The following is a 25567-nucleotide window of genomic DNA, read 5'->3' as shown; positions in this document are numbered from 1 at the left end:
GAGTTACCCATTAAGCATGGGCACTAATTCACGCGGATAGTACAGAGAACATGGCAGACAAAACTTAATCTAGATTAAGAGAGCGGCACTCTCGCATAAGAAAGCGACATGAAATGGATTCGAAAGTGAGGAAATAGGCAGAGAATCTAGGAGGCGAGCAAAAGCCGTTCAGTCTCGCTAAACGGCTTTTTCATCATGATTGGCTAAAACCAGATCGGCTAAAACCAGGTCGACTAAAAAGAGATGGGCTGGAACAAAAGGTAACCTCTTATTCCAGCCAGACCTTTAAGTGGCAATGCAGCTCACTACCAAGAACTACCATTAACGACTTTCCGCGTTCGCCAACACCTTCTGTGCCGCTACCCATTCGTTCGATTGTTTAAGCCCGCCAAACGGGAAAAGATGCACGCCTTTCAACGGCGAATTAAGATGTGTGGTTTGGTAAATGACCAACGCATCAAATACCTCTGTGGGCGTCCACGGACGTAATAGCCGCGCAACACTGCTGTACTTCTTCAACATTTTAGCCGACGTTGCCACGCCACATTGCGCGGCATAGGACAATAGGTTTTTCATTCGCGTTGGCCCAGCAAGTCCCAAATAGACGGGAGCGCCTGTATCCATCGCATGAAATTCATCTAACCATCGAGTTAACGCCACATGGTCAAATGAAAACTGAGTCACGACCCAAGATGCCAGCATGTTTCGTTTTGCATAAGCACATTTGTATTCGAGTGCCCGCGTCATCACCTCATCACTCACTAAAGGATGCCCTTCTGGGTGCGCCGCAAAACCAAAACCCGTAAACCCATAATGCAATAAGTGATCGGATGCCAATAACGTCAGCGTGTCGGGATAAGGGCCGCGAGGCTCTTTAATATCGCCCGCTATCAACAAGAGTTGGGTCACCCCAATCTCCTGCAACCTTGCCAGCCATTGATGCAACACCGCGTCACTAGGAATAGCTCTTGCAGGAAAATGGGGAATAGGTTGCATCCCCCATACCAGCAATTGTTCGCAGGTATCAAACGCATTTTCAAACTCGGCATCGGGAAGAAATGGAACATAAACGCAGCTGCCCCTTATAAGCCAATCAGGAGGCTGCGCGTGATAACCCGATGCCTGAAGCGCGCTAATTTGCTTGGGTGTCGCTTCGATAGAGGCATTGGCAAGTAATTCCAACGCCGCTTTCGAGGGAGATTGATTGTCGGCAGCAAGGTTTCCGCCATTGAATTCAGTGTCTATCGTCATCATTGACGAGCCTTTTCAGTCTCGCGAGAATTCGGGTTCACGGACGGCCGAAAAGGCACATCGACGACGGTCGCAGACACGCGTTCACCACCATATTCTTCGGGCAACGCGACGCTCAATGCTGTGCCTACTTGCTTCTTATCCCAAGGCACAAAACACAGCGCAATATTGGTTTCCAATTCAGGGCTAAACCAAGGCGACGTCACATACCCGATAGCACCATCGCCATGCTCATCGAACACTAGCCAGAAGTCATTCGCATAATCGGTGACGGGTTCGCCGCCCAAAACAATCCCAACCATGCAAAGCGGATAGGGCGAGTTACCAGCTTCAATGTCTTCTCTCGCTTTCTCCAGCGCGGCTTTACCCACATAGTCCCCTTCTTTGTTTCTAGGAACTTGGTACGCTAAATTGCACTGAAACGGCGAAATTTCCTGATCGATATCTTGCCCCCATGACAAAATACCCGCCGCGATACGCCGATGATGAGCAGGCGCAATCACCATTAAGTTATGCGGCTTACCCGCCCCCAATACGGAATACCATACCGTTTCTGCATTCAACGTCGCGTCTTTACAGAAGATTTCGTAACCTTTCTCTCCTGACCATCCCGTTTGCGAAATGATGACTTCGACGCCATTAAGGTTCCCTTCCATTAATCCATAGAATGGAATATCACTGACGGCTGGCCCAAAGAGATCTGTCATCATGGCCTCAGACTTGGGGCCTTGAATTTGAAGCGGCGCGACATCAATTTCAGCGATAGACACATCGAAGCCTTTTCCGACGTTCACACCACGTAGCCAAAATTCCACATCGCTGTCTGATACGGAAAACCAAAATTCATCCTCGGCAACGCGAAGAAGCACGGGATCGTTGAGGATACCGCCCTGCTCATTACAAAGGATCACATACTTAGCGCGCATGGGTTTGATGAGATTTGCAGCGCGCGTAATAACAAAGTCGACAAACTTTTCTGCATCAGGCCCTTTCACTTGGATCTGGCGTTCTACAGCCACATTCCACATAGTGACGTGATTCACCAATGCATCATATTCAGCCATTGCCCCGCCATCTTCAGGCCGAGCGTAATTACGAGGGTGATACATGCGGTTATATACCGTCGCACGCCAACAACCGGCTTCAATGGATAAATGCCAATAAGGCGATTTGCGCACTCTTGTCGAGATCAGCAATTCAACAGGCGTTGCTCCAGATTGACGCAGGTTAATAGGGACATGACGCCCTGCTTGATTCACATCAGTATTGTGGCGCGCAACAGCCGCTTTGGTTTGCAAACTATCTTTAGTTTGCAAGCTATCCTTGCCTTCGTTAATCATCATCTCGCCCCTACTCCTCCCTTAACTGCGCCAATCTGTGCTCAGTATTTCACACAAAATGCGCGCTTTTTCTTGGGGTAGCCTTTCAACACGCGACACGGTAAAGAGCAAATACGTCATGTTTCTTAACAAAACCAGTTGTGCATGCGATCCATGCAACTCTGGCGTTTTGATGATAATTTAGGAAAGGTCAATATCAAATGTTACAGTGTTGTTTACATAACAAATAGATACAATCAGACAACAAGCACGTCATGGATATTCAAGGAGAAACGATGAGCGACAATCAATACACACCGCCAAAGGTCTGGGCAAACGAAGCAAGCAGCGGTAACAAATTCGCAAACATCAACAGCCCAGTATCAGGCGCTAGATTTGATCGCGAATTGCCAGTAGGCGAGCATGCATTCCAGCTTTACTCTCTTGGCACGCCGAATGGTCAGAAAGTTACCATTATGTTCGAAGAGCTTTTAGCACTTGGCATTACGGAAGCAGAATATGATGCCTTCCTGATCAATATTGGTGACTCAGACCAATTTTCATCAGGGTTTGTCGGTGTAAACCCGAACTCGAAAATCCCAGCGCTGTTGGACAAAACTGGTGCTGAGCCCGTCAACGTATTTGAATCAGCGTCTATTTTGATGCACTTGGCTGAAAAGTTCGGTCAATTCCTGCCTGCGAACGGCCCAGCAAGAACCCAAACCTTGAATTGGCTATTCTGGGCACAAGGTTCAGCACCGTTCCTAGGTGGTGGATTTGGCCACTTCTATGCGTATGCCGATGTAAAGCAAGAATACCCAATTAACCGCTTCGCGATGGAAGCAAAACGCCAGTTAGATGTGCTCGACAAGCAACTTGCCGAAAACACCTTTGTGGCGGGTGAAGAATACTCCATTGCTGACATGGCAATTTGGCCGTGGTACGGCGCGATGGTGCTTGGCCGTATGTACGATGCCGCTGAGTTTTTGGAAGTTCACACTTACACCAACGTCGTTCGTTGGGCGAAGCAGCTTGATGCACGTGAAGGCGTGCAACGTGGTCGCATTGTTAACCGTTCATTTGGTGAAGAGTGGGAGAAAGTCTTAGAGCGCCATTCAGCTGAAGATATTGATAACGTGCTGAAACTACGCCCTTAGTTTATAGCTTGCGTTGCTAAGAATGTGAAAGCGCACCTTCTAGGTGCGCTTTTTTCTGCCCATCATGTCTCAAGCCATTCTTTCTGCAAGTACCTCTTTGAACGCGAACATGCCATTCAAAGCCGCAGGAAAACCCGCATAAACGGTCATTTGTAATATGACTTCTTTTATTTCTTCTTCACTACAACCGACATTCAATGCAGCATTCAGATGCACCTTTAATTGAGGCGCGCAATGGCCCAGTGCAGTGAGCGCAGCAACCGTCGCTATCTCGCGCGATTTAATATCGAGTCCGGCACGAGAATAAATATCCCCAAAAGGAAACTCAATCGTATATTTTGCCAAGTCTGGACAAATGTCCTGCAAACTATCAATAACCTGTTTTCCCGCTTCGCCATCAATGCTTGCGAGTCGCTCTAGGCCAGATTCAAAACGTGATTTGTCCATGAGTATGCTCCGTGTCTATCAACACGCACACCATACAAGTTAGAGTTGACTCTAAGTCAAAGGACTTTTCCGTTTTTATAAAGATCAATCTTGTCTTCTAGCGCAGAGAGGTGCATTTTTTGTTGTTCGATATGTTCTTGTAAGTTTGCTTTATGGCGTTCCAATAACGCTTGACGTTGCATCACCGATATCGACCCCGCTTCCCTTAACTTCGCATACTCTAAAATGTCTTCAAGAGGCATCGCAGTGTCTTTTAAGCGTTTAACAAAACCAATCCATGCCAAATCTTTCGGCGTATAAACACGATGCCCACTGCTATTTCTGTGAATGTCTTTCAGTAAGCCTATTTTTTCATAATATCGGAGCGTGTGAGAAGACAAGGCAACAGCGTTTGAAAATTCGCTCATGTTCATTGTTTATCCCCCAAGGTCTATCTAAACGTCTGAATGACACATCATCATATCCAAATACGACAATCAGCATGTAAAACAATTGGAATCTTTAACCAACGATTAAAGCTCAATGTTCAACTTCTTCCGCACATAAGTGGGGATTGCGAGCTGTTCATCGAGGTCTTTGAATTCACCATGCTTCGGCATTGATTCAACGATGGCGGACAACTCTTCGAAGCTTATACCGACCACTCTGCAGGCCGTCATTAAGCCATTGATAAAGCATTTCTTTTCTCGCTTGATTTGCGCTTCACTGGTCGGAATAGAGGTATATGCTTCGCACTCTTTAGACAACAGCGCTAACAGCTCCGATTTTTGCAGTTCCATACGTTGGTTTTCTCGATGATTAAAGTTCGATACATTATCAAGTGATATGAAACTGATTCCAAGACATTGATTTTGTGTATACCCAAGCAACCTGAAGGCGCTCGATTTCAGAGGCCATCAGAGTGTGTGATGAAAACGCGCAGCCGCTAATAAACAGAGCGATGGTTTTCGAAACAAAACTGATAGCGAACGTCTGGCAGTGAAAACTCGCCGTTCGTCATTGACGCCCCTCAGAAAATGTCGTTAGTTCTGATCGCAATGCACACCAATTTGCTTTGTATCCGGTATAAATTTCAGCATCTATTTTTACTGGAATATCCACGTCAAACGTCGCGATCGCCAATTCGATTCGCTCAAGTGGCTCGCCTTTTACCCGAAACCCCAAGCTTGAACCACAGGTTGAACAAAAGGTCCGTATTGACCCGTTTGGTGCAACAAATTCTTGGAGAGAGTCTTTGCCAGACAGCCAGCTTAAACCCTTAACGCCAACCAAGGTTCCAAACGCCGCCCCATGAAATTTTCGACACATTGTGCAGTGGCAGTTCGCCGCTTTTTCGCCAAAACTCTCAACAGAAAAACGAACGCTTCCACACAAACACGAACCCTCGTAACTATCTCTCATCCTGAATATATCTCCATTTCTATAACCCTTAGAAAACCTGCATTGGTCAGCCCTGATTGAATACAACATGTTAATGCACCCATTTCAATGCGTTGATGCGGATTCAAAGGTCTATATATCGATACGTTGATATTATTTTTTGGCGACGATACGCATTTCAACCAGCGCATTCTCAGGGATAAACTCAGAGACGCCAATCGCAGACCATGCCGGATACGGGGCTTTAACATATTCATCTTTTACGGTTGAAAATGCACCTATGTGCTTCTTCAAATCGATATGGAATGTTGTCATCTCAAGAATATCATCGTAAGTGAGTCCCGCAGCGTTGAGATATACGCCAAGTTTGTAAAAGGCATCGTGAAACTGCTCTTCTGGATCGAGGCTGATGGGCTTGTCTTTCCTCGCTGCCGTAACGCCTGACAAATAAACAGTCCCATCAGATTCAATCGAAGGTGAAAAATGCCAATCGTCGTAATAGTGTCTAAATTGTTCGGGAACTATCGATTTTTTCATGATCATTTCCTCGCGGATATTCATTGAGCATTGATGTCTAACATCAGTACCATTTCAACTACCGCCCAGAATTACCACAAATAAATCAATATTTTAATGTCCGATCTCACCCAAGTTTTTCAATTCTTCAGCGACATTGATCTCACTCGCGTCTTGGCGGAATAATCTCATTTCACTTTTTTGGATGGGTTGCACCTCACTTAGGCAGCTTCAACGCGAGACAGGCGTGATTGTAAGGGCAGAAAAAAGCCAGCAATGTGACTGCTGGCTTTAAGAGAGCGCGTCGGCCTGTCATTTCGACGGGTCGCTTCAGCTATTTACCTCTAAGGCTTAAGGCTGAACAACACTGCCGTATTCATCAACGTGAACCACATAGATCGATCGGTCACCGCCATTTGCAGCCGAGTCTTTTCCGTCAAACGTAATAGAGAAGGCTCCTTTGTCACCGACCGGTGTGATATCGAAATGCAAACTATTGTCGCTGGTGTCTTGGCCCGTGAATGTCATTTGTTGACCGATTTTTGTACCCTCTGCATTGAACTTCTGGAAATGCACTTCGTAGCGTTGGCTGTCACCGATTGACGCCCAAACAACCACGTAGTCCCCGACACCAACGCCAGCAACTTTCGCAGGGCCATGTCCGCCAGTCGCTAGGAATTTCTCTGCGGGTTGGCTAGACAGACCATTTTCATCAAAGTGTTGGATGTAAGTGTGCCATTCATTACTTTCAATACCGCGCCAAACCGCAACAAACTGCCCCTCAGTCCCAATCTGTGTGATCGATGGGAGATCATTGCCAGTGGTGCCAGGCAAACTTAGTGTCTTGATGGAATTAGCGACAGGCTGGTTATTAGTCGCATCCATCAGCGCCAATTTGACCACGCCACCCGCAGAGCCAACGATGACGTATTTGTCGCCACCAATACTCACAACATTGGTTTCATTGTCTCCGACGCCATCAGTACCACCAATACTAAGTGTTTGTGTACTACCAATTTTGCTGCCTGCAGAAGATAACATCACGATATTAGTGGCAGTGGCAGTTGAGCCTTGATTCCAGGAAATGATGTAATTGCCATTGTCCAAGACACTGATTTCCGCTTTTGACTCAATGGGGTAACTATTTGAATTGGCGGAAATCGAACCGACCACCTGTGCCCCACCCACTTTGTTACCCGCAATATCAAGGATCTGCATGTACAGCGAGTAACCATTTTGCCAAACTATCACACTGGTATTACCCGAATGCTCTGAGGTGACAGATCTAAGCGAAGAAGGTCCCAGATCCATCACTGGTCCCATTGCTGCGCCGTTATGTTGGCTAGGGTCGGCATAAATAACTTGAGCATAGGAATGTGTGTTTAGGCTGGCGCTATTGTTGTAGCCCGTCCACGTCACCAACATATCGCCATTGTCATTGAGCATGGTGACTTGCGGAGACTCGATTTTCTGCCTAGTGCCGAACGTCAGTTCGTCACCTTTGAGCGTCCCGTCAGCGTTAAAGCTTTGGAGATAGACTTTGTTGTTCCCATGGTAATTGGTATCCCAACCTCTCCAAACTACCGTGTAACTACCATCAGGATTGGTCGTGGTGATATAAGCAGAGTCATCAGCGGTATTTTCCCCATTCCCTTCCAAGTTTCCAGTCACGGTGCCGGAGCCATCGTCGTCAGCAATCACAATCGTTGCGCTGCTTAGATCGCTCTTATCACTGTTGGTCCATGCATCAATGGTGAAATTCTCACTATTCTCGGCCGCGTCATCGTCTACGGTCGGAATATCAATGCGCACTGATGTGATGCCTTTTGGCAACGTGATTGTTGTCTGCGTTGAGGAAACAGTCGCTGTGCCTGTAGTTCCATCTGAGTAACGTAACGACACAGCATTGCGGTAGTCGCTGTTGAGGAGCGCTGTGCCATCTGTCAGTGCCAAGTTCACCGTCGCGGTGGTACCTGTCGTTTCACCGTCAAAATTAACCGTCGCGTAAGCAACAGCGCCTTCGCTCACCGACGCTGATGTCAGCGTAATTCCGGTTACTTCAGGGTTCAATTCGCTAGGGAAAATGGTTTTCGGATAGCAGGTGTGGTCTTCTGACGTCACGGTAGCCATCGCACTGATACGGCTCGGGAACAGACCTACTTTTACTTTCTCGCCAGTGGACGGCTGAATGCGGTACAGCATATTGCTGTTCACATTGCCCGTTACATTCTGGTTTTTTGCTGCAAGCAACATTTGACCATTTTGGTCCAATGTCGCCGCCACGACAAAGTCAACAAAGTGGAATGCTTTGAATGTTTGGGCGCCTGTTGCCGTGTCGATTTTGAACGTACGCCCGCTAGTCACAAACAGAAGCTCACCTTCATAAAATACAAACGAGCCCCAGCTGGAATACCCACCAAAACGCAGATCGCTATCAAAAGAACTTAGATCAGTGGTTTCGCCCGTTTCAGGGTCTACTTTAAAAATGGCAGAGTTATTGGATGCAAACAGTTCACCCGTATCTGGGTGGAAGGCCATACGCATGATTTCTTTATCAACGGTGGGTCCCGCAACATGATTACCTGTCGTTGGGTCCATATACGCTAGCTGGAATGACTTTCTCTTCTTCGAATGAAGATCCAGTGATGCATATTCCTCAGCCGTGAAATCGCTTTCAGGAATATCAATGTAAAAATCTGTGGGTTGAATTGCATTGGCATAGTAGAGACGGTCTGTGATGCGGTTATACGACATCGCAGAGCCACTAAACATGGAGCGAGAGTGATAAGTGGAACGATTCACCGCATCAGTGGCGTAAACACCGGTCATCTTATCTAGCTCTTGAACATCTAAAAGAACACCAACGTGATTACGCCCAGCATTCATTGAATAAACGTTACCTGAACAATTTGCTGCGGCTTGTGCAGATGTCAGTACGCTGGCCAAAACTGCCATTGAAATCAAAGATTTTTTCATCGTGAAAAATACCCATCGTCCATAATGTTTGGTTTGTATTCTCACTCCACTGAGTTGACCAGTAGAATAAATGACTTATCCATTCGACTTGGCTTTCCATGCGACCTGACAGAGGTTCACGCCTGTCTTAGGACACAGTCTTCTCGAAGAGTGAGGAGGTGGGTAGAGGATATACACTTACATTGATTAGGGCTTTCTCATTAATGAAACATCACTCACTTTTGGTATTTTTCAGCCGCGCTTTACACTTTTCACGACGAACTTAATTAGAAAAGACTTAAATAGACAAGAAAAGAAAGTATGACAAAGGGATGAATAGAATAATGCAGAGGTGGTATGGAGCCACCATCATGACTCGACATTGAAATGCTTTCTCATAAAATGAAAATTTCATCAGAAAATTAGGAATATAATCACGAATGCATATCCAAATTATGAGCAAGTGTGCATACATATGAAACGTTCGCTTCTTTCTGATCCAGACACTCCGCTGATGATGCCATCGCTTCGGATATAACGATATTTAGAATATGTAATAACCCGAAGAAAGCCGTGATTAGACATTGATAAGCACCCTATTCAGGCACTCGAAACGCTGGATTTCAAAAATCTTTGCCTTCACGGAGAGTGAGAAAAGGATTCAGACAGTCACGATAGGTTTTATCAAGTGACTGTCTCAATGAACTTAGACACAGCCGACGTATACTACTCGTCGAATTTTCTGTTTTTATAGTAATACTCTTTATCGCGATCGTTGATTTCACGTAAAACACGGCACGGGTTACCCACTGCGACGACATTTGGCGGGATGTCTTTCGTCACAACACTCCCAGCACCAATCACAGAGTTTTCACCGACGGAAACCCCCGGCAGAATAACCGAGTTGGCCCCAATCCAAACATTATTACCAATAGTGACGGGTATATTAAACTGAGCCACTTTACGTCTTAAATCTGGCTCGATTGGATGCCCTGCCGTAGCAATCGTGACGTTGGGGCCGATCATGACATGATCACCAATATAGATATGCGTGTCATCGACTAAAGTCAGGTTGAAGTTTGCGTAGACGCTTTTACCTAAGTGAGTATGAATTCCCCAGTTAGCATGTAGTGGCGGTTCGATGTAACAATCATCACCCACCTCTGCAAATAGACGCGTCATAATTTCACGGCGTTTATCCATTTCAGTCGGACGCGTATGGTTAAAATCATAAAGGACATCCAAGCATTTCACCTGCTTTTGTACTAATTCTTCATCATCACAAAAGTAAACTTTTTGACTATGTAGTCGCTCTTCAATATCCATGCTACCCCTTTTCAAAAACCTATTTGATTCAGCGCCTAAACGCCCAATGTTCACAACATTCCTCTTGGACGCTTGCAAACGTTAGAATATCAGTCACTTTCTGGAAAACTTTGATTGAAACTGCCAAATTGCCTTCTTTTGCTAAATTTGTAGCGATTAAACGCCACACACAGCAAAGATGCTAGGGGTTAAAAATTTCCCTATTGAACAATTAGATGGCACTCACAACGACATCAGGAGTTCCATGTGTCAAAAACAGCCTCAATGTTGTGTCCGTCTGGGTCATTCACAAAACACGCATAATAGTTTTCCGTATAGTGAGGGCGAGGCCCAGGCGCGCCATTATCTTGTGCTCCCGCAAGAATCGCCGCGTCATAAAAATCATGAACCTGTTGCTGACTCGCGACACGAAAGGCAATGTGAAAACTCGTTAACGCTCCCGCGGTCTTTGCCTTACATATTTCGAAAAGAAATCCATTTCCAAGATCAAAAGCCCAGAACCTTTCCTTATCCCCAAACGCAATTTTGTACCCCAGCGGACGAAAAGCGTCTTCGTAAAACTGTCTGCTGCGTTCTAAATCGCTGACAGAAACGGTAACGTGATCAATCATTATTCTTACTCGATTTTTTAGGAGGAGAGATTAGCGGAACGACTCTGTTCTTTGACGTTTAGTTCCACATCACGAATGGCAGGAGCCGCCCTCATGCAGACTGGTCGCACTTGGGTGGCGTTTTTATAATCTGAGGTTGATGATTTTTCTAGGCGTCATACAAACGCCCGTATCTTTATTGCCTAATCAATAGTTACTGTTGCCATGGCCAGTTGGCGTAGCCATAAAATACTATGCCTTATTGACCGTATGAAGGCTCATGTGTGACAGAGTTGCTGTTTAAGCGACTGCTTTTCTTTTAAGTACAGATACAGTGGCAGCCCAAACGACACTCCCACGGACAACGTTCCTAACACAGCAAAATAGCGATAATTCACCTGATTTATTTTACCGTCTACAACAATGAAGCCGATTAAAACAACCGCAGACACTAAAACATCAAGCCAAGCAAATATACTAATGGGGTTCGCCACTGCATCGTTAAACAAGAGGCCAAGATCTAAACCATTAGCGACTAGCCAAGGAACAAACGCGCCATAAGGTAACAAAATGCCTAACAGAGTGAGAACAAGATAAAACCTTAACATTTTGCCTTCCTTGCATATGTCTTTTCGTCATCCCTAAAGTTAGCATAACGGGCGCTTCGCCCGCCAATCTTGGGCAAAACCATAATCTCTATGTTTCCTACCCAATTTCGGCACGCTCTCTTACCAACAAAGTTTCAAGAGCCTAATACAGTCACAAAAAAACCGCTGATTTTGGCAGCGGTTTGTTGTAATTACTTAAAGCTTTTGATTAGGTCTAAATACCTGACTTCGTCATCAGCAATTTCACCGTCCGCATCTGAAATCTCTGTCGCCAGCGTTACCGCTTTTTCTGCAGCGCCTAATTCAGAAAGCTCTTGCATCAACTGAGACAAGTAGGAAGATACATCCTCGTCTGAACCGTCAATCACGCTGCCGATCTTGCTAATACAATTTCTTTGGTAAGACTCAACACTGACAGTCGATTTCCATTCGATGGTCTGTAAAAGCTCATCCATGTATTTTTGCTCTGCCAGCGATACGCGATTATCAATTTTGTAGAAAAATGTCGCGAGTTCGATGAGTTTCTCGTTTGCACTTTGCTGACTGTCTGTCAGCAATGAAGCCACTTTATTTTGAAAAACAGCAATAATATTCACTCTCAGTTCTCCTTAACTAATTCTCGGTATTCGGTGCGCGGTGGCAGCAGAAGAAGCTGTAAATTGGCTCACTTTGATCACTACAGGTATGTCGCTATTTCTGTTGAAAGGAACAGCTAGCGCCCCACCCCTTAAGTGCTCAGCCGTGTTCTACGTGACCACTACTTCAGCCTTTGCTTTTCCCTCATGCAATCTGGCACTTACGATAACAAATGTACTAACCCAGTGGATAGGAAAAAATCTTTAAGTGTCTGTATCGGCGATACGCTCGCGCTATTGGCAAAATAGTAGATAGTGGCTTAAATACTGATGAGAGATGAATGCACTTTTGTCATTGGTTTAAAATGGATAGTAACCAAAAAAAACGAAAAACATAGAAACGAACGACGGGCGTAGCGAGAAATACAGTGATAATAAGGTGTGGTTTCAATACTGATGAGAGATGAACACACTTTTGTGATTGGATTTAAATTGATGATAACCAAACAATACGAAAAGCATATGGTTCCGAACCCCAAAAGTCAGCTGTTGTCTTTCTCTAATGGTGACTGTCCCACCAAACAAGATAACCTGTTCCATACCCTTCTTGGCATGGCTGCAGTGTCGACAAAAGTCTATCAACCTTCTCTAGACATTCTTTATCACCGTGAAAAGCAACTGGATGCAAAACAACAACCATCGAATAACCATGCTAAGTGAAGAGTTTAGGATGAAAAAACACAGCCAAAAGGGCTGACCAGAATAGTCAATGCCTCTAAATATTCGTTTAAAGGCCTAAAAAGCAGCGTGGCAAAATGAAGCGGCATTTCGACAAGAAGCCGCTCTGCTGATCGTTATGACTGCAATGACATTTTTTCTTCCTGTTTCTTATCTAGAACAGTTAGTTATGGTAGCCAGCCTCTTTTTAGTCGTCATTGTTGAACTGCTTAACTCCGCGATTGAATCTGCCGTGGATCGCATAAGCCCAGAGCATCACGTTCTTAGTGGCAGAGTCAAAGACATTGGCTCTGCGGCTGTATTCGTTGCCTTGGTGTTTGTTGTCGTTACCTGAAGCAGCATTCTTCTATTTTGAATTCGTGGGCAAGATCTTCGCATTCGGGTTCAAAGTGCACCTGTTAGCATAGCTTTACAACATAAATTTCCCGTCAAAGGGCAAGTCAACGACAAAATTGACTAGCCCTTTCCTTATTAAGATTATGTTTATAAAAAGAAAAAACTCACCCCTCCCCACTCTCAGATCTACGACTTTAGGATGACGTCACACTATTGAGACAGATCATTCCCACTCCGAGCATTAACCTTTTTGCAACATTCGAAAAATAACGTTACCGCAAATCGTCAGTTTGTATTTGATACTCAATTTGAGCAAAGGACGTAACGAAATGAAAAAGCATATTGCTTACAGCATCGCCATTTACTTGGGTTTACTTTCTCCGATGGCTTCCGCCACCTCTGCAGAAGAACTCGGCAGTATTGGCACATTTCTCCAAGCCGTTTTAAAACCCAACTACGCATATACCACCAATCACACCAGTGTTATCTACTCAACAGACAAGCCTCCATCAATCAACCAAGCAAGATCCGCCCTTCCTTACCTTGAATTATCTGAATATGTTTACCGCGCCTATGGTGCACCTAATGGCTGGCAATTGAGGGAAACCGTTCAAGATACCAGTATTGGCTTTCATTCGGCCGTCTATACAAACGGAAATCAAGCAGTCATCGCAATTCGGGGTAGCGAGCTAGGTACGTCAGATTGGGTAAACGATGGGTTGCTTTCAGCAGGTGTGGTACCACCTCAATTTGCCACCGTTATTCGCGAGTCAGAATATCTGGCAAACAAATATAGTGGCTACAACGTACATTTCACCGGGCATAGTTTGGGAGGCGGTTTGGCAACGGCGGCGGCAATTCGAACGGGTAAACCCGCCACTGTTTTTGACGCTACAGGGGTGAATAAGGCCGTGCTACGTGAGATAAAAACCGCGATTTACTATGATGGAAACAAGCGAAGAACGTGGCGCGACAACGCAAGAGGCATTACCAACTACAACCTTGTTGGCGAGTTTGTTTCTGACATGGACTTACAACAAGATGCAGATACGGCAGGTGTTGATGCTCAACAGTATGGCACCATATTCTACCTTTCATCAGCTCGCTTCTTACCGCTGCCTTTCGTAAAAAACCCATTGACGCTTCACTTCACCATTCCTTTGAAAGAAGAGCTCCAGTTCCTTTCTGAGCCTTATTACAGAAGCAACATGTGGGATTACTACAGCATTGATAACGACATCCACTGGTTTCGTTCGCTAACCTACTTCGACTGGACCGATGACACGCTTGATGTGGTTTTATGGCAACTCCAATATGCTATCAACTCTTTCCCTAGCTTCATCGCAGACGTGCTAGGTAAAAAGTAATACGCACACCTGAGCTTAACCGTGTCTCACCTTGTCCTTTTGGCGCACAAATTGTGCGTCTTTTTTACGTTCTTTTTGTCCTCTGTATATCAAGGAAATACTGGTGTGTTTTGGGCGAGTTATATTGCGCATATTCAAAGGCTGAATCAGAGCGATGTGGTCAGATAATAGAGGTTTGGCGAGAGCAGTTAGTGTCAATCAGTTGGTTCATGCGTCTACTGAATCAACACATCGCGTCTGAAGCCAACCGAGAAGACAAATGCACAGGTCATTTCTGGGAGGGGCGGTTTAAAAGCCAAGCGTTACTCGATGAAAAAGCCCTTGCGGCGGCGATGGTCTATGTGGATTTAAACCCTGTTAGGGCTGCGATTGCAGCAACACCAGAAACGTCCGATTTCACGAGTATCAAAGCGCGAATTAACGCCATTGAAAATGAGAAAACTACCACAGAAGGATTGTTCCCCTTTGTTGGAAACCCGAGAGAAAACATATCAGAGGGCATCCCTTTTAGGCTGATGAATTATCTAGAACTTATCGATTGGACAGGTCGCCAATGCCGAGAGGATAAGCGTGGTCAAATTGATAGCCGAACGCCTCCAATACTCAACCGCTTAGGGTTTGATTCCGCTGAATGGCTTGATGCCTACAAACATGCTGAAAAAGGAACTCTCATTGGCACAGAGTCATCCAGTAAGGGCGTTTTATCTTTACTCGGGAGAAAGCGACTTTGTGGATTTCGACTCCCTGCCACCTAGAATTGCCAAAACCACTCCCGATTTTTGAATGACCACCTTACTGATGGTTTTCGCCTTCCAGCAAAACACCCATTCCCAGTAATTTCAGCGGGTTCTTCTACTTTCCTGCCTAAAACCTAGGGGAGAAGTGTTATTTGGGCACAATGGTAGAAAGACAAGTGATGTGGTTTTCTGCCATTTTAAGGACATTTTAAGGATGTGTGTCCCGTTAGTTAGTAACTTTCTACGTGACCACTACTTTCAGCCTATGCTTTTCCCTTATGCAAAATGGTAGGGAGTGGCTTCAATACTGACCAGAGATGAACGCGCTAGCGCGTGAAACTGATAGGTTGTAGTTTTCTTAGGGCGCGTGTCCTACCTATTTAATCGGATATTTCAAAAATTGGACATTGCGCCGAAACACTGGTTGCATAAAAAACCTTCACATATCACGCCTCTGTGATTATATATTTAATTTCAAAATTGAGCCAAAATTATAAAGTAAAAAGCATTAAGATAAAAATCAACAAAACAAAAAGGGATAAATAAATGCTAAATGCTTATTATGGCTCCAACGAAAACGAGTATATATATTCATCAGAAATTGGAAATGATAGCGACAACAGAATTGATTTTATATACGGGTATCGTGGAGATGACACCATTTACCAACAGCTAAACTATTCAATAACCATATACGGCGGGGAAGGAAATGACAGAATATATTCTAGCACACTTGATGATATTCTATTTGGTGGTAGTGGAAATGATTTCTTAGAGAGCATGGGTGGTAATGACAAAATCTATGGAGGAAGTGGAGATGATGTAATTTCCGTATACTATGGCAATAATACTCTCTACGGAAATGATGGAGATGACTATATATCTGGAGGTTATGATGACGATAAAATATATGGAGGTAATGGTCACGACATTATATACGGAAGGTCAGGAAATGATGTCATATTTGGTGGGTCCGGCTTTAATGAAATATATGGTGGAATTGGCAATGATGTTATATGGGGAGATGATGGTTATGGACTGATTGAGGGAAATGATGGGGATGATTCAATTTTTTTAGGGGTCGGTGATTACTTTGTCGATGGTGGTTTTGGTAATGATCTCATAGATGCATCTGAAAGCAGTGGCTTCAATAATATCTATGCCGGAGAAGGAGATGATATAGTCATCTTAGGAAATTATGGCAGTGATATCAATGCCGGTGGAGGAAACGATATAATCTATGGTGGAGAAGAAGTTGATATTATCTATTGTAACCATGGAGAAAACAAAATTCGTGGCGGAGCAGGTGGTGATATAATTCATGATGGTTATGGTGATGATATTATATTCGGTAATTCTGGGGATGATCTGATTAATGGTTCATCAGGGAAAAACGTTTTTTGGGGAGGAACTGGTAGAGATGTGATATATGGCGGTGATGAAATAGACTCAATTTGGGGTGGTGATGATGAAGATGAACTATATGGGGGAGATGGAGATGACATAATACGTGGTGAGAATGGGAATGATGTGATTTCAGGCAATAATGGTAACGACCACTTAATTGATGGAAAAGGTGACGATACATTAATTGGTGGAGATGGAGACGACAGAATAACTCTAAGTGATGGGTATAACTACGCTGAGGGCGGAACTGGTGATGACAAGTTATTTAGCACTGGTGGTTTAAACACATTAGTTGGTGGTGAAGGAAAAGATTCATTTTTATTCAGTGCATTTGGTGATTTAGATATTATCTTAGACTTTAATTCTGCTGAGGACAAAATCTTCATCTCAAAATCCATTTCTCCCTTGAAAGAGATGATAACTTATCATCAGTTAGATGGCGGAGTGTCATTAGTCATAGAAAATGACACAGCTCATCAAGGCCAAATAAAGGAAATTTACATTGAAAATCTATTAATAGAGAATCTTGATGACAGTATTTTAATTTTATATTGATTTCATAAAAGCCATTTATAGAGCCCGACACTTCAGTCGGGAACTCATTACGTATATAAAAAATATTACACATTCTCGTATTCAACTTTAAGTTAAGACACTCTATCTAGGGAAAGGTAAATTTAAAATGCATGAGAAAGTTTTGGACAAATTGGGTCATATTGAAAACGCACTGCCGCCCTTACTGTCGCGCCTAGGCTTCGATACTCAGAGTTGGATACGAACCTGCACGAGAATAGAAAGAGGAAGTATTGTTGGAGTGAAGTCAGCAGTGAAAGCAGCATTGCCCCATCTCAATCGACAAAGAATGACGGGCATTCGACTGCCAGATAGCTAATCCAACACCCACCTAGGTTCCAGTGTCCAAATCAGATAAGTCTCTGAGCCTACTGCTTCCCCAAATTTGTGAATACGACAATTCTTGATCGCATTTTTCGGTCACTGCCGTTTACTGCAAAACTCAGAACAAACATATTCCCCTTTTCAAGCAGTTGCCATCGAGAAGTAGTCAATCAAGTTTGATCATCCCCCCCCCCCCCAACCTTATCCCCAATTTCTGTGCATAACTCCCACGAAATCGATCGCTTCAATGGCTTATGGATTGCAAGTGATTGTGTGATTTTTGTTCAATTTTATCCTGTGAATGTCACGCACAAAAAAGGCAGGATTTTCATCCTGCCCTTTGGCGTTTTTCGCTCTGGTATCAGAGGCTATTTACACGTTCTGTGCTTATGCGTTGATAGCTTACACGTCGTAGGTGGTAGACGAGATGTTGCCGCCTGTGCCAGTCCAGTTGGTGTGGAAGAACTCGCCACGTGCTTTGTCAGTGCGCTCGTAAGTGTGCGCGCCGAAGTAATCACGTTGTGCCTGAATCATGTTCGCTGGAAGGCGAGCCGTGGTGTAACCGTTCAGGAAGGTCAGTGCAGAAGACATACATGGCATTGGCAGGCCGCTTTCGAACGACTTAGCCACTACTTTACGCCATGCTGGCAGGCTGCCTTGTAGGATGTCTTTGAAGTACTCATCTGTGCCGAGGAACGGCAGTTCTGGGTTTGCTTCAAACGCATCGCGGATGTTGCCAAGGAATGCGCTACGGATGATACAACCGCCACGCCACATTAGCGCTACGTTGCCGTAGTTCAGTTCCCATTTGTTAGCTTCTGACGCTTCGCGGATCAGCATGAAGCCTTGCGCGTAAGAGATGATTTTCGAGGCAAGCAACGCTTGGCGTAGCGCGTCTAGCCACTCTGACTTGTCGCCTTCAACGGGCTGGATTGGGTTGTTGAACAACTCAGCCGCTTCAACACGTTGGTCTTTCATTGAAGACAATACGCGTGCGAACACTGACTCGGTGATCAGGGTCAATGGAATACCCAGATCAAGTGCGTTGATGCCTGTCCATTTGCCGGTACCTTTTTGGCCTGCTGCATCCATGATTTTCTCTACCAGTGGTTCACCGTCTTCGTCGCGGTAACCCAAAATGTCAGCAGAGATTTCGATCAGGTAGCTGTTTAGCTCAGTGTTGTTCCACTCAGCAAAGGTCGCTTGCATTTCATCATGCGACATACCTAGGCCTTCTTTCATGAAGTGGTAGGCTTCGCTGATCAGCTGCATGTCGCCGTATTCGATACCGTTGTGAACCATTTTCACGAAGTGACCAGCACCTTCACGGCCAACCCAGTCACAACATGCTTCGCCATCGTCAGTTTTCGCTGCGATTGCTTGGAAGATAGGCTTAACGAAAGGCCATGCTTCTGGGCTGCCGCCTGGCATGATAGAAGGTCCAAAACGTGCGCCTTCTTCACCACCTGAAACACCAGTACCCACAAAGTGGATGCCTTTTTCGCGTAGCTCTGCAACGCGGCGATTGGTGTCTGGGTAGTTGGTGTTACCACCATCAATGATGATGTCGCCTTCGTCTAGAAGCGGCACTAGTGCGTTGATGAACTGATCAACCACGTCGCCTGCGCGAACCATCAACATCACTTTACGTGGTGCTTCTAGCTTGCTCACCATGTCTTCCAGTGAGGTTGCACCCACAATGTTGGTGCCTTTTGCTGGGCCTTCAAGGAACTCGTCCACTTTGGCGACAGTACGGTTAAAGGCAACGACTTTGAATCCGTGGTCGTTCATGTTCAGGATCAGGTTTTGACCCATCACGGCCAGTCCGATTACTGCAATATCAGCTTTCATTTGTCTATTTCTCCTTAGGCCAGCTCTTGCGCTGCGTCTGAATCTAAATACCACTCGGTTGTGCCCGCTTTTGAGCGAACGTGTGCAGCAGGGTAATCCTCTGCCGCTGGCGCGTTGTCGGCAATTTCTTTCAATACCGATGCTTTGCTTGCGCCCAATACCAAGTAGGTAATGCGTTTTGCGTTTTCCAACAGATGCGCGGTTTTCGACACACGGAGCTGATGGCTCTCAGGGTGTGACGCAATGGTCGCGATTTCTGTGGTTTTGTAATCTGTTTTGCCTGGGAACAACGAGGCAGTGTGGCCATCTGTACCCATGCCAAGCATGATCCAATCGAAAGCAGGAACGCTGTCTGCATCCAGTGTGCCTTCTGCGTTCGGAATGGTGTCGAGCATTTCTTCCGTAAAGCGGATCACTTCACCTGCCACGAAGTCTTCGCCACGAATACGGTGGATGTTTTCAGCAGGGATTTGGATGTGATCAAACAATAGCGCTTTGGCTTGGCCATAGTTGCTTTGCTCGTCTTCTGGTGCCACGCAACGTTCGTCGCCCCACCAGAAGTGCAGATTTTGCCACTGAATACGGGTGGCGTAATCAGCGTTCGCCAAATAGCTGAAAAGCTGCGATGGCGTGCTACCGCCAGACAAGGAAATGTGCACAGGGCGACCCATTTCGCTGTATTCCAGCAGGCTGTTTGCTAACGCTTCAACAACCTGTTGGCTGTCGTCAAAAACGCGGTAATTCATGTTACTCATAGTTCGCAATAATCCGTGCTTGCTAGGTTCTTACAAGGGAAGCGCCATGAACGATCTTCTTCATAAAGTAGTTCATCAGCTTCTTTAGGCCCCCACGTTCCTGCGGCGTAGCCGTACAGGTGTTCTGGGTTTTCCTTGTATTCCAAAATAGGTTGAACGAATTCCCAACAGGCTTTCACTGCATCTGTACGGGCAAACAATGTGGCATCGCCTTTCATTGAATCGAGCAGTAGGCGCTCGTAAGCCGTTAGCATTTGCGTTTCTTCAAGCGTGTCGTAGTGGAAATCCATCGAGACTTCTTTGGCTTTAAAGCCAGCGCCCGGTTCTTTCAAACCAAAGCTCATTTGAATGCCTTCGTCAGGTTGAATACGAATAATCAACTTGTTCTCTGGGGCATTCGCGCCGAATACTGGGTGCGGCGTTTTCTGGAAGTGAATCACCACTTCGGTCACACGCGTTGGCAAGCGCTTACCGGTACGTACATAGAACGGCACGCCGTTCCAACGCCAGTTGTCGATAAACATCTTCAAACCAACGTACGTTTCTGTACGTGAATCATCAGCGACACCATTTTCTTGGCGGTAGCCTTTGAGGTGAGCGCCGCGCACATCTGACTCGGTGTATTGTCCCAGTACCAGATTCTTCTGCAACTTTTCTTCAGTCAGTGGTTGAAGGCTATTAAGCACTTTGACCACTTCGTTACGCATTGAGTCTGCGTTGATCACCGCAGGCGGTTCCATACCCACCATTGCCAATACTTGCAGCAAGTGGTTTTGGAACATGTCGCGCACCGCGCCCGCGCCATCGTAGTAACCACCACGTTCTTCTACGCCAAGGAATTCTGCTGCTGTGATTTCAACGTAATCGATGAAGTTGCGGTTCCAAAGGGGTTCGAACATGCCGTTGGCAAAACGGAAAACCAGTAGGTTTTGAACGGTTTCTTTACCAAGGTAATGGTCAATGCGGTAAATCTGGTGTTCTTTGAATGCTTTGTGAAGGCTCTTGTCGAGTGCTTCAGCAGTCGCGAGGTCGTAACCAAATGGTTTTTCAACAATCAGGCGTTTCCAGCCATTTTTTTCGGTGTTCAAGCCATGCGCAGCAAGGCTGGTAGGAATAACACTGTATAGGCTTGGCGGAGTCGCCAGATAAAACGTGGTGTTACCGCCGGTTTCATACACTTGCTCAATGTCTTCCAAGCGCGTTTTCAGCTTGCCATAGTCTTCAACGTCAGACGTATCAATCGGCTGGTAATGCACGCGCTGAAGGAAATCCGTCAGCATCTGCTCATCCACTTTTTCGTTGGCGATCAGCGATGCTTTGAGCTTTTCTTGGAATTCCGCATCAGAGTAGCTAGTGCGGCTCACGCCAAGTATGGCGAATTTTTCTGACAACAGTCCATTGGCAAAAAGATGATAAAAAGCGGGAATCAACTTGCGATGGGTCAAATCACCCGACGCCCCAAAGATGACAATACAATTATTTTCTGGTTTGGCCATAATGTTATCCCACTCGCCCCAATATCCTTGGAGCAAGTCATTCATTTTTTAGTGATAAAACTATAAACACTAAGAAGAAAAGTGATAGTCGTTTTTACCTATCAAAATAATAGGTAAACCCTGTTCTACACACGCGATCTAAGCATATGCACAACAAATGAACGCTCTTTGTCACCATGACTTTCTCGTAGAGCGACAGGATAAAGATAGATGCGGCAAGAAACAAACTCATCTCGTCATTTCCATGCAAATTGACGAAAGCAAAAAGCCTGTCGCATGGTTAAGCCATAACTAAAACACGAACCTTGATGATCCTCTTGGATAGCGGCACTCAGTACGATGAAACCACAGAACAAATCCCCTCTAATGCAACACTGCACTCTTCCACAACACTGTCTTAAATGACCTACATCACATTCTGTGTGCTATTTTTTATGAGTGCTCGGCGTTTTATCTCTATAAATCAACAGCAAACAGTACGCCGTTTTGTGTCATTTGCGCTCATTGGGCGAATTTGGGGAAACATGTCATGGTCAAATTTGGCGCTTCGTTTATCGCACGGTTAAGCGTGAAAGCAAAAATCGGCATTGTTGTCGCTCTGCTTATCGTGACCATTTCTTATTTGATGCTCTCCGCGGTTCAGCAACACCTCTCAGTGATACGAGACCATGAGAAAGAATTACAGGGGCTACAGCTTGTTTGGCCAATCTATGAATTGATCACCCCTATTCAACAGGTCAGAGGCAACACCAACCGCTATTTGAATGGTGAAGAAGAGGTACTTCCCGCCATTCGATTGGCGCAACGAAGCGCAGATGAAAAAATCGCATTTTTGTTCGCACAAGCCAATGATGAGAGCATCAAAAGCCAGTTCGATGTCACCAACGAAGTGAACCTGATTCGTTTGCAATGGGAGACTTTGAAAAATAATGAGTTCGTAGGGACACCCGATGAGGTGTTTCAACGATACACAGACGCCGTTCAAAACCTTCGCCAGTTGCTGACCAGTTTGTCCGATAAGTCTGGGCTTTCTTTTGATTCTGAAGCCACCAGCGCTTACTTAATCGACCTTTCAACCAATTTTGCTCTGCAGCAGCAGGAAATCATAGGCATTACTCGCGGTAAAGGCTCTGGCATGTTAGCGAAAATTGAGTCAGGGGACACGGTGACCAACGCCCAGCTCAATAACCTTACTAAAGTGGCGGCTGGCATTGGAATGTCAGAAGTGGCTTATCAATTGAAACAAGCCTTCCTTGCCGATCCACGAATGGACCAAGCTTTACGTGGTTATTCTTCGGATGCTCAAGTCTCGATTGAGCAGTTTTCTAAAGAAATGCTCGCTTTCCTCTCTTCTGGAGAAACGCCATTAACCTCAAAGGTGGTTTGGAGCAGCGGGACGAATGCCATCGAGAAAATACGCATACTCGTGTATGAATCGCTGCCTTGGATAAGCACCATTATCGAGGAGCGTATCGAAAGAGAATATAACCAATTTTATTGGTTGCTCTTCACTTCGGGATTGGCGGTATTTATTGCGCTATCTTTCGCGGTTTGGATTTTGGCCGACCTAAAATCCAAATACGAAGAAGAAAGAAGGCTATCCTCGCGCCTCACTCAAATCAAACAAGCATTGGATAACGTAAAAACCAGTGTGATCATGGCAAACACTGAGCACGATATTGTGTATGTCAACGATGCCGCGTCGTCGCTTTTCAATGGGCGAGAATCAGGCATTCGAGAATGTATTCATGATTTTCGTTCCAACGAAGTCATGGGATCAGCCTTGGCAACCTTTACCCCGATCTCGGCCTTTAGAACCAACATACTCAATGACATGACGCATTCACACATGGAAGACGTGGAACTGGGTCATTTGCATTTCACCATCACGGTGATCCCCGTTTTTGATAAGGACAAAGCGCGCATCGGCACAGTGATCGAATGGCAAGACAGAACCAATGAAAGAATGTCGGAGAGACACATTAAAACAATCATCGAACAAGCCAAAAACGGCGAGCTTTCATCAAGGATCGAAGAGTCCGACAAAGACGGCTTCTTTTTGTATGTAGCGCAAGGTCTCAACGAATTGATGGATGTACTTCACAGTGCTTTATCGGAAACCGTTAACGTGTTTGATGCCCTTTCTCACGGCAGACTCGAAGGGGAAATCAGTGGTGACTACCAAGGTACTTTTCAGAAATTGCAATCTGATGCCAACAATACCATTCGCAAACTCGATCAAGTGGTTGTGGACATGCGTCAATCTGCCTCAGGAGTGTCTAATGGTGCTGAGGAAATTGCAGCAGCAAACCAAGATCTTAGCCAACGAACGGAAGAGCAATCGTCCAACTTGGAAGAAACCGCAGCCAGTTTGGAGCAAATGACACAAACCCTTAAGAGCAGTTCTGACAATGCCACTCGAGCCTGCGAACTGGCTCAAAGCGCAGACGACAAAGCCAAACAAGGGGGTAACGTTGTATCGTCTGCGGTCAACGCGATGAGTGAAATCAATCAATCCAGCCGTAAAATTGCCGAAATCATTAGCGTGATTGACGTCATTGCATTCCAGACTAATTTACTGGCATTGAACGCGTCGGTTGAAGCTGCAAGGGCGGGAGACCAAGGAAGAGGTTTTGCTGTGGTTGCCGGTGAAGTCCGATCGCTGGCGCAACGCAGCGCAACTGCTGCAAAAGAAATCAAAACGCTCATTGAAGACAGCGTTCAAAAAGTTGAATTAGGGTCTGAGCTGATCAACCGCTCAGGGGATACACTGGAAGAAATCCAAAAAGCGGTCAGCGACGTTAACACTATTATTGTGACGCTTTCAGAGAACGCCAATGAGCAAGCCTTTGGCATTCAACAAGTTAATAACGCCGTTAATCAAATGGATGCCATGACACAACAAAACGCTACCATGGTTGAGGAGACGGCGACCGCCAGCGCCACCATGGCCTCTCAAGCGCGGTATATGCTGTCATTGTTGGCGTTCTTCTCAACCAATGAGGAGGTGAAAACACCCGCAACACTCGACGCTTCAACGGCTCCTAAAGTTAAAACCAACAATAAAGCGGATGAAGATTGGGGTGACTTTTAGTGCGCACTTAGGCGACACCGTCTATCACCTATCGGGCTGGTGCTTGAAATGACTGAGGTGATTGCGTCGCTACCGAACAAGCCCCAGTATATTTTTGAACGCTGGGGCGCGACAGTCTTTCACCAGTTCATACAGGCACATTTCTAACCCCGTGATCTTCGCGCCTTCTTGTTGAAGCCGAGTAAGCCCGATCTCCCTGTTGAACGATGTTCGCGATGAAACACAATCACTGACAATCTGCACGTGATAACCCCGCGCCAGCAAGCCTCGCGCCGTTTGATAGACGCAGATATGCGTTTCAAGGCCACACACTAACCAGGTATCAACGTTTTTAACGGCACTGACAGCATCAATGAACGCGGGTGATTCACAGCCATCGAAAGTATATTTCGCGATGGGTAAAAAACCGTCGATATGAAGGCGCAATTCATCCACTGTTTCGCCTAGCCTCTCGGGGTTTTGCTCAAGCACTATCATTGGCAAGTCGAGCGCTTTTGCGCCTTCAATGAGTGTTTCACACCGTGCAATGAACGCTTCACTGTCGTGAACCAATCGCGCAAGTTTGCCTTGCACATCGACAACAATCAGACCCGTTCTGTCTGTCTCTAGCATAACTCGCCTCCGGTCTGTTCCGATTCCCACACACTCTCTGATCTGCATCTTGGGCAGTATCTTAAGCATCTGTTATATCGCGCTGCCGCTACAATTGCGACCGACACAAACCAATAATGCGAATGGGTGAGTCGCCTATTTTCCCTGTACCTA

22 protein-coding genes and 3 pseudogenes are annotated in these 25567 nt (G+C 45.6%); 8 read left to right on the top strand and 17 right to left on the bottom strand.

What is annotated here, in order from left to right; all coding sequences use genetic code 11:
- Positions 1-321: 321 nt before the first annotated feature.
- Together Q365_RS0101745 and Q365_RS0101740 are read right to left on the bottom strand one after the other, a co-directional pair.
- Positions 322-1254 carry a methylenetetrahydrofolate reductase gene (locus tag Q365_RS0101745; protein WP_028021721.1) on the bottom strand — a complete coding sequence of 311 codons (933 nt, stop codon included), beginning with the start codon at positions 1252-1254 and terminating at the stop codon, positions 322-324.
- A complete protein-coding gene (locus Q365_RS0101740; protein WP_245621471.1) occupies positions 1251-2594 on the bottom strand; it encodes a glycine cleavage T C-terminal barrel domain-containing protein in 1344 nt (447 codons plus the stop codon). The genes Q365_RS0101745 and Q365_RS0101740 overlap by 4 nt, the downstream gene beginning before the upstream one ends.
- Before the next feature lie 272 nt (positions 2595-2866).
- Here Q365_RS0101740 and yghU point away from each other — a divergent pair, with 272 nt between their 5' ends.
- The gene (gene yghU, locus Q365_RS0101735; RefSeq protein ID WP_028021719.1) at positions 2867-3727 is read left to right on the top strand and encodes a glutathione-dependent disulfide-bond oxidoreductase; all 861 of its coding nucleotides are present in this window, start codon (positions 2867-2869) and stop codon (positions 3725-3727) included.
- Positions 3728-3796: 69 nt separating this feature from the next.
- On the opposite strand, the gene Q365_RS0101730 is transcribed toward yghU, so the two are convergent.
- From Q365_RS0101730 to Q365_RS27090, 11 genes and pseudogenes are all read right to left on the bottom strand, one after another.
- Complete coding sequence (locus tag Q365_RS0101730) at positions 3797-4174, bottom strand: carboxymuconolactone decarboxylase family protein (protein WP_028021718.1); 378 nt, start codon at positions 4172-4174, stop codon at positions 3797-3799.
- 56 nt (positions 4175-4230) lie between these two features.
- Positions 4231-4587 (bottom strand): MerR family transcriptional regulator, encoded by a 357-nt coding sequence (locus tag Q365_RS0101725; RefSeq protein ID WP_028021717.1) that lies wholly within the window; start codon positions 4585-4587, stop codon positions 4231-4233.
- A gap of 99 nt (positions 4588-4686) precedes the next feature.
- A complete protein-coding gene (locus tag Q365_RS0101720) occupies positions 4687-4953 on the bottom strand; it encodes a hypothetical protein (protein WP_028021716.1) in 267 nt (88 codons plus the stop codon).
- Positions 4954-5170: 217 nt separating this feature from the next.
- Positions 5171-5575 carry a GFA family protein gene (locus tag Q365_RS0101715; protein WP_028021715.1) on the bottom strand — a complete coding sequence of 135 codons (405 nt, stop codon included), beginning with the start codon at positions 5573-5575 and terminating at the stop codon, positions 5171-5173.
- Positions 5576-5707: 132 nt separating this feature from the next.
- Positions 5708-6091 (bottom strand): RidA family protein, encoded by a 384-nt coding sequence (locus Q365_RS0101710; RefSeq protein ID WP_028021714.1) that lies wholly within the window; start codon positions 6089-6091, stop codon positions 5708-5710.
- 330 nt (positions 6092-6421) lie between these two features.
- Positions 6422-9046, bottom strand: a complete 2625-nt coding sequence (locus Q365_RS25280) for a Calx-beta domain-containing protein (protein WP_245621470.1) — start codon at positions 9044-9046, stop codon at positions 6422-6424.
- 705 nt (positions 9047-9751) lie between these two features.
- The gene (locus Q365_RS0101700) at positions 9752-10351 is read right to left on the bottom strand and encodes a sugar O-acetyltransferase (RefSeq protein ID WP_028021713.1); all 600 of its coding nucleotides are present in this window, start codon (positions 10349-10351) and stop codon (positions 9752-9754) included.
- Positions 10352-10584: 233 nt separating this feature from the next.
- Positions 10585-10962: a VOC family protein gene (locus Q365_RS0101695; RefSeq protein ID WP_028021712.1), complete on the bottom strand. Its 378-nt coding sequence runs from the start codon at positions 10960-10962 to the stop codon at positions 10585-10587.
- Positions 10963-11219: 257 nt separating this feature from the next.
- Entirely contained in the window at positions 11220-11549 is a 330-nt protein-coding gene (locus Q365_RS0101690; RefSeq protein WP_028021711.1) for a DUF2834 domain-containing protein, read from the bottom strand.
- A gap of 191 nt (positions 11550-11740) precedes the next feature.
- A complete protein-coding gene (locus tag Q365_RS0101685; protein WP_028021710.1) occupies positions 11741-12145 on the bottom strand; it encodes a tellurite resistance TerB family protein in 405 nt (134 codons plus the stop codon).
- A gap of 371 nt (positions 12146-12516) precedes the next feature.
- A pseudogene (locus Q365_RS27090) lies at positions 12517-12606 on the bottom strand (transposase); the annotation flags it as partial.
- Positions 12607-12619: 13 nt separating this feature from the next.
- On the opposite strand from Q365_RS27090, the gene Q365_RS0101680 reads away from it, so the two are divergent.
- From Q365_RS0101680 to Q365_RS26205, 6 genes and pseudogenes are all read left to right on the top strand, one after another.
- Complete coding sequence (locus tag Q365_RS0101680) at positions 12620-12844, top strand: hypothetical protein (RefSeq protein ID WP_155858973.1); 225 nt, start codon at positions 12620-12622, stop codon at positions 12842-12844.
- Between the two features lie 33 nt (positions 12845-12877).
- Positions 12878-13196, top strand: a pseudogene (locus Q365_RS27365) (diacylglycerol kinase).
- 331 nt (positions 13197-13527) lie between these two features.
- Positions 13528-14565, top strand: coding sequence for a lipase family protein (locus Q365_RS26615; RefSeq protein ID WP_028021708.1), 1038 nt, complete (start codon positions 13528-13530; stop codon positions 14563-14565).
- Between the two features lie 134 nt (positions 14566-14699).
- Positions 14700-15320: pseudogene (locus Q365_RS25265) on the top strand (alpha-amylase family glycosyl hydrolase); the annotation flags it as partial.
- Between the two features lie 528 nt (positions 15321-15848).
- Positions 15849-17264, top strand: a complete 1416-nt coding sequence (locus Q365_RS25260) for a calcium-binding protein (RefSeq protein WP_051563707.1) — start codon at positions 15849-15851, stop codon at positions 17262-17264.
- A gap of 127 nt (positions 17265-17391) precedes the next feature.
- The gene (locus Q365_RS26205) at positions 17392-17601 is read left to right on the top strand and encodes a hypothetical protein (protein WP_081796100.1); all 210 of its coding nucleotides are present in this window, start codon (positions 17392-17394) and stop codon (positions 17599-17601) included.
- A 407-nt stretch (positions 17602-18008) separates the two neighbouring features.
- Here the strand turns inward: Q365_RS26205 and gnd are convergent, their stop codons facing one another.
- From gnd to zwf, 3 genes are read right to left on the bottom strand one after another with little or no spacing between them, the layout of a single operon-like run.
- Positions 18009-19457, bottom strand: coding sequence for a decarboxylating NADP(+)-dependent phosphogluconate dehydrogenase (gene gnd, locus Q365_RS0101655; protein ID WP_028021707.1), 1449 nt, complete (start codon positions 19455-19457; stop codon positions 18009-18011).
- Positions 19458-19471: 14 nt separating this feature from the next.
- Positions 19472-20212, bottom strand: a complete 741-nt coding sequence (gene pgl, locus Q365_RS0101650; protein WP_028021706.1) for a 6-phosphogluconolactonase — start codon at positions 20210-20212, stop codon at positions 19472-19474.
- Positions 20209-21708: a glucose-6-phosphate dehydrogenase gene (gene zwf, locus Q365_RS0101645; RefSeq protein WP_028021705.1), complete on the bottom strand. Its 1500-nt coding sequence runs from the start codon at positions 21706-21708 to the stop codon at positions 20209-20211. The genes pgl and zwf overlap by 4 nt, the downstream gene beginning before the upstream one ends.
- A gap of 529 nt (positions 21709-22237) precedes the next feature.
- On the opposite strand from zwf, the gene Q365_RS26070 reads away from it, so the two are divergent.
- Positions 22238-24802 (top strand): methyl-accepting chemotaxis protein, encoded by a 2565-nt coding sequence (locus Q365_RS26070; RefSeq protein WP_051563705.1) that lies wholly within the window; start codon positions 22238-22240, stop codon positions 24800-24802.
- A gap of 69 nt (positions 24803-24871) precedes the next feature.
- Here Q365_RS26070 and Q365_RS0101635 read toward each other — a convergent pair whose 3' ends face one another.
- Positions 24872-25414: a hydrolase gene (locus tag Q365_RS0101635; protein ID WP_028021704.1), complete on the bottom strand. Its 543-nt coding sequence runs from the start codon at positions 25412-25414 to the stop codon at positions 24872-24874.
- Positions 25415-25567: the final 153 nt, after the last annotated feature.

Source organism: Enterovibrio calviensis DSM 14347 (genome assembly GCF_000621165.1).
GTDB lineage: Bacteria > Pseudomonadota > Gammaproteobacteria > Enterobacterales > Vibrionaceae > Enterovibrio > Enterovibrio calviensis.
Note: the sequence above shows the minus strand (reverse complement) of the source record. Positions and strands in the feature narration are given on the sequence as shown.